The 5778-nt window shown below is 67.0% G+C and carries 5 protein-coding genes; all 5 read right to left on the bottom strand.

The annotated features are described in order from the left end of the window. Nucleotides 1-437: tryptophan synthase subunit alpha (gene trpA, locus ACEN88_RS22995; protein WP_413343359.1), on the bottom strand; the 437-nt coding region annotated here is incomplete at its 3' end. A gap of 43 nt (nt 438-480) precedes the next feature. Beyond that, the gene (gene trpB, locus ACEN88_RS22990) at nt 481-1725 is read right to left on the bottom strand and encodes a tryptophan synthase subunit beta (protein ID WP_413343358.1); all 1245 of its coding nucleotides are present in this window, start codon (nt 1723-1725) and stop codon (nt 481-483) included. Then, nucleotides 1706-2413, bottom strand: coding sequence for a phosphoribosylanthranilate isomerase (locus ACEN88_RS22985; protein WP_413343356.1), 708 nt, complete (start codon nt 2411-2413; stop codon nt 1706-1708). Before ACEN88_RS22985 ends, trpB begins: the two co-directional genes overlap by 20 nt. A gap of 133 nt (nt 2414-2546) precedes the next feature. Then, on the bottom strand, nt 2547-3368 hold the full coding sequence (gene truA, locus ACEN88_RS22980) for a tRNA pseudouridine(38-40) synthase TruA (RefSeq protein ID WP_413343355.1): 822 nt from the start codon (nt 3366-3368) through the stop codon (nt 2547-2549). Between the two features lie 11 nt (nt 3369-3379). Further along, the coding region (locus tag ACEN88_RS22975) for a FimV/HubP family polar landmark protein (RefSeq protein ID WP_413343353.1) at nt 3380-5778 on the bottom strand (2399 nt) is incomplete at its 5' end.

Below are 5778 nucleotides of genomic sequence, written 5' to 3'. Positions count from 1 at the left end.
TTGGCCTTCATCTCGGCCGCGAACGCTTCGCATTCCTCCGGCGGGTAGTCGACGACGATGGCGCCGTCGGCACCGGCCGCCTGCGCGCGGCGGACGAATTCGCTCTGGCCCATGCGCTCGATCGGGTTCGCGTAGCCCATCAGCACGACCGGCGTGTGCTGGTTCGTTTTGCGGAACTCGGCGACGTAGCCGAACACGTCGGTCATGCTGACGCCGAAAGTGAGCGCCCGCTCGCAGGCGCGCTGGATGACGGGGCCTTCCGCCATCGGGTCGGAGAACGGGACACCCAGTTCGAGGACGTCGGCACCGCCTTCCACGAGGGCGTGCAGCAGCGGAACGGTCAGTTCCGGGGCCGGGTCGCCGGCGGTAATGAAAGTGACGAGACCGGTCTTGCCCTGTTCCTTGAGGGCGTCGAAAGTTTGTGCGATACGGGACATGCTGTTATTCCTTATTCTGTGGTTGCAAACGATGGATGGGTGCTCAGCCGAAGTTGAGTCCCGCCCGTTGCGCCACGGTGTGCATGTCCTTGTCGCCGCGGCCCGACAGGTTGACGAGGATGATCTGATCCTTGGGCAAGGTCGGCGCCAGCTTGGCGGCGTAGGCGATCGCGTGCGACGATTCCAGCGCGGGGATGATGCCCTCGATGCGGCAGCAGTCGTGGAAGGCGGCCAGCGCCTCGTCGTCCGTGATCGACACGTATTCCGCACGCTGGCTATCCTTCAGCCACGCGTGTTCCGGTCCGACGCCCGGATAATCCAGGCCGGCCGAGACCGAATGCGTCTCGATGATCTGGCCGTGCTCGTCCTGCAGCAGGTAGGTGCGGTTGCCGTGCAGGACGCCGGGGAAGCCGGCCGTCAGCGACGCCGCGTGCTTGCCGGAGTCGAGGCCCTCGCCCGCCGCCTCGACGCCCACGAGCTTCACGCCCGGCTCGTCGATGTACGGATAAAAGATGCCCATCGCGTTCGAGCCGCCGCCGATGCAGGCGACGACGTAGTCCGGCTGGCGGCCCGTCATCTGCGGCATCTGCACGCGGCATTCCTCGCCGATCACGGACTGGAAGTCGCGCACCATCATCGGATACGGGTGCGGACCGGCCACGGTACCGATGATGTAGAACGTGTTCTCGATGTTCGTGACCCAGTCGCGCATCGCTTCGTTCAGCGCGTCCTTCAGGGTCTTGGAACCGGATTCCACCGGCACGACGGTCGCGCCCAGCAGTTTCATGCGGTAGACGTTCTGCGCCTGGCGCTTGACGTCCTCGCTGCCCATGTAGATCACGCATTCGAGGCCGAAGCGGGCGCAGATCGTGGCCGTCGCGACGCCGTGCTGGCCGGCGCCCGTCTCGGCGATGATGCGCGGCTTGCCCATGCGTTTCGCGAGCAGCGCCTGGCCGATCACGTTGTTGATCTTGTGGGCGCCCGTGTGGTTCAGGTCTTCGCGCTTGAAGAAGACCTGCGCGCCGCCGCCCTGTTCCGACCAGCGCTTGGCGTGGTAGACCGGCGACGGACGGCCGACGAAGTGCGCCAGCTCGTAGCGGAATTCTTCGAGGAATTCGGGATCCTGGCTGTAGCGCGCGTATGCGTCGTTCAGCTCGGCCAGCGCGTGGCTGAGCGTCTCGGCGACGAACGAGCCGCCGTACGGGCCGAAGTGGCCGGTGGTGTCCGGCAGTTGATAGTCGGGGGTCTTGAACAGCGCCTGGGCGCCGTTAACTTGATTCGCTTTCATGGTGTTCCTGGCTCAAAAGGGTGGCATCGCCTGCCCGCACCGCGTCGATGAACGCGGCAATCTTGCGGGCATCCTTGATCCCCTTCGCCGCCTCGACACCGCTACTGATGTCGACCGCGAAGGGGCGTACTTGCGCCACCGCGCCAGTCACGTTGTGTACGCTCAAGCCACCACTCAAAACGACCCGAGGCGCGAGCTCTTTTGGAATAAGAGACCAATCGAAAACCTTTCCTGCGCCGCCGTAGGCATCCACGTACGTGTCGAGCAGCAAACCTGAGAACCAGGGAGAAGCGGCGCGGTATTGAGCTTCCGATTCTAGCAAATCGGCGGCCGTCGTGTCAGCGCTTGTTCCCGATTTTACCCGGAATGCCCGCGTGAACGGCCGCTGCACGGCGGCGGCCAGTTGCGCACATGCCTCCGGCGTTTCGTCGCCGTGGAACTGCAGCAGCGACACCGGACCGGCCGCGACGACCGCGCGCACCTCGTCCACGGTCGCGTTGACGAACAGGGCGACGGCGTTCACGTACGGCGGCAGTTCACGGGCCAGCTCCGCGTAACGCTCGTGCGTGACGTAGCGCGGACTCTTGGGATAGAACACGAAGCCGAGGGCGTCGGCGCCGGCATCGACGGCGGCGTGCAGGTCTTGTTCGCGGGTGATGCCGCAGATCTTGATTCGGGTGCGTGGCATATCGAGGGGTTATCGAGGGGTTATCGAGGGGTTATCGAGGGGTCAGAGCCCGGTGTTGCTTTTTAAGGGGCTCTGACCCCGGAGTTGCTGGCCGTTGCTCAGCCAATTATTGGGTTATAACGGGCGCTACCACTCACCACCGGGGTGAGAGCCCTAAAGGAAACACCGGGCTCTGACCCCTCCCCTGCGGCAGCCCCCACTTCGGGTCGTAATCGATTGTAGCAAGGTACAGCCCATCCGGCATGAAGGTGGGCGCCGCGGCGTCGCGCGAGCGCGCGTCCAGCACCTCGGCCATCCAGCCGGGCTCGTTGCGTCCGGTCCCCACGTAGATCAGCGAGCCGACGATGTTGCGCACCATGTGATGCAGGAACGCGGACGCGCGCACCGTGAACACGATGATGTCGCCCATCCGTTCGATCTTCACCTCGTGCATCTGCTTGACCGGCGAATTCGCCTGGCAGCCGGAAGCGCGGAAGCTGGAAAAATCGTGCGTGCCGATCAGGTGGGCGGCCGCTTCGCGCATGCGCTCGACGTCGAGCGGGCGGAACACCCAGCCGGCGCGTCCGGCCAGCAGGGCGGACGGGTTGGCGTGGTTGTACAGCACGTAGTGATAGGTGCGCGAGCGGGCCGAGAAGCGCGCGTGGAAGTCCTGCCCTTCGGCGTCCGGTGCCACGACGTGGGCCCAGCGCACGACGATCGACTCGGGCAGGAACGCATTCGTGCCGCGCACCCATGATTGCGGGGCGCGGTCGAGGTCCGTGTCGAAATGGACGACCTGCTCGATGGCGTGGACGCCGGCGTCCGTGCGGCCGGCGCACGTCGTCGCGAGCCGCGTACAGGCAAATTTCTCGAGCGCGATCTCCAGCTGGTCCTGGACCGTGTCGCGCGATGGTTGTTTCTGATACCCGTTCCAGGCGGTGCCCACGTACTGGACACCCAATGCGATACGTGTCAAATCGTCCTGCCTTACACCAGTGCCGCGCGCATCGAGTTGGCACGTGCCGCCTGCTCGGGATTGCCGCCGCGGATGACTTCTTCGAGCAGCTCGCGCGCCCCTTCCTTGTCGCCGATCTCCTGGTAAGCGATGGCCAGGTCCAGCTTCGTCTCCATCTCCATGTGCGCGGCGGACAGCGCGGCCGGTTCCGCCGGCGCGGCAGGTTCTTCGAACCTCGGCTCGGACAGCGACTGTACTTCCGGCAGCGGCAGCGAACCGTCGGCCGGCAGGTCGAGGTCGAAGCCGCCGACGTCGAACTGTGGCGCGGCCGGTTCCAGCACGATGCGATCCGGCTCGGCGAACGGCGCGTCGGCCGGTGCCGGCGTGGCCGGGATGTCGAACAGGTGTTCGTCCAGCGCGGCCGTCGGGATCGACGCCGCCGAATTTGAAACCGAACCTTCCGCACGCGGCGTTTCGTCCAGGCCGAAGTCCATCGCGTCGAGGTCGAACAGCGGATCGCGTGCCGGCTGTTCCGGTTCCGGCGGCAGGCTGGCCTGCAGCTCCGTCGGCAGGTCGGGCAGGTCGAATTCGCGAGCCAGGTTGGCCATCTCGATGTCGGCGGCGGCAGCGGTGCTTGCAGCCGCGGCTGCGGCCGGCGCCAGCAAATCATCGTCCGTGTGCACTTCCAGTTGCGGCACCGGGTTCGCGGCCGGGGCGGCGAAGTCCATGTCGAACGAGAAGTCGAGCGGATCGTGTTCCGGCTTGTCCGTAGCCACTGCAGGTTCGGCCGGCTTCTCGAACGCACTCATGTCGAAGTCGAGATCGTGCACGCCGCCCAGGTCGGCCGCCGGCTCCACGGTCGCTTGCGACGCGGGCGCCGGCTCGACGGGTTCGAAGGCGAGGCCGCCCAGGTCGAAGTCGAGCACGTGGTCGTCTTCCATCGGCGCGGGTTCGGTCGACGGCGCGTTGGTGACGGGTGCCGGGGCCGGCTGCGCAGTCGCCATCGCGTCGGCGAAATGCTGGCTGAAGTCCAGCGGCTCGCCGGCCAGCGCCGCCGTCGGCGTGGCCTGCGGGTCGGGCGCGCTGAACACGTCGTCCAGCTCCTTCGACAGCAAGGCCTGCTGGCCCAGTTCTTCGGTACTCGGCGCCGGACCGCTTGGTGCGGCGGTGTGCTGGTACAGCGGGTTGAGCGGATCGATGGTGAGGCCCAGCGCGGCGGCCTGCGCCCACTCGTCGCCCTGCCCGCGCGTCATGCTGTAGAGTTCCGCGGCCTGCGTCTCGAACGCGCGCTGGTCCTTGCGCGCGGCATAGATCTCGAGCAGCTTCAGGCGCACCGGATAGCGTTCCGGATGCGTGCGCAGGGCTTCCTTGAGAATTTCCTCGGCCTGGGCGTCGCGGCCGTAGGCGATGTAGACGTCGGCTTCCGCCACCGGATCCACCTCGTTCGTGTCGAGCTGGCTGGCGGACGGCGCGAAGCTGGAATTGAAGACGCTGTTGTTCGTGTCCACGCTCTGGCCGCCCGTCTCCGCGAACATCGAGTGCGCGGGTTCGCTCGGCACGCCCAGGATAGCCGGTTCCGGCACCACCTTGACGACCTTCTTCTTGCGGCGCTGGGCGACGAGCAGCCCGCCGAGCAGCAGCGCGGCCGCGCCGCCGCCGACCAGCGGCAGGTTCTGCATGATGAAGTCCATCAGGCCCGGCTCCGGCGGCGCGCCGGCGGGCTTGGCGGCCGGTTTGATGGTCGGCAACTTTTGCTGTGCGGGCGGTTGTGCGTGCTGTGCCGGCGGCGTCGTGGTGGCAGGCGCGGGCGCGGAAGCGTTCTTTTCCGCCTCGGCGCCGGCCTTGCTCTTGATCGTGGCAATCTTCTCGAGGTCGTTCACGTTGCGTTCGAGCTCGCGCACGCGCGTCTGCGCATCGGCCAGTTCCTTCTCCTTGGCGATGCGGTCCTCGGCGCTCATCGTCGTGCCCTTGCCGGCCGGGGTGTTCGGCGCGGCTTTCGACAGACGGAGCTGGTCCTGCGATTCGTTCGCGGCGGTCGGGCGCTCCTCGACCTTGGCCGTGATCTTGCCGGCCGCGCCCTGCCCCGCCTGCGGAGTCTTGACGGGCTCGGACGCGCCGACCTGGCCCGCCAGCTTGTTGCGGTAGGCGTTGAAGTCGGCCGCGTGGGCGACGACGACGCCGTGTGCCTCGGTCTCGTCCGTACCGCGCACGGCATCGCCCGCCGGCACGGTCAGGATGCGCCCCGATTTCAGGCGGTTCATGTTGTTGCCGATGAAGGCATCCGGATTGGCGCGGTACAGCGCCACGAGCATCATGTCGAGCGACACGTCGACGGGTTTCAGCTGGGTGGCGATGCGACCCAGGCTGTCGCCCGGCTTGACGCGGTAGCGCGACGGCGCTGCCGTCTCCGCCGCCGGTTTGGGCGCTTCCC

This window comes from Massilia sp. CT11-108 (assembly GCF_047302915.1).
Lineage (GTDB): Bacteria > Pseudomonadota > Gammaproteobacteria > Burkholderiales > Burkholderiaceae_D > Telluria > Telluria orientalis.
This window is presented reverse-complemented; position numbering and strand designations above follow the sequence as displayed.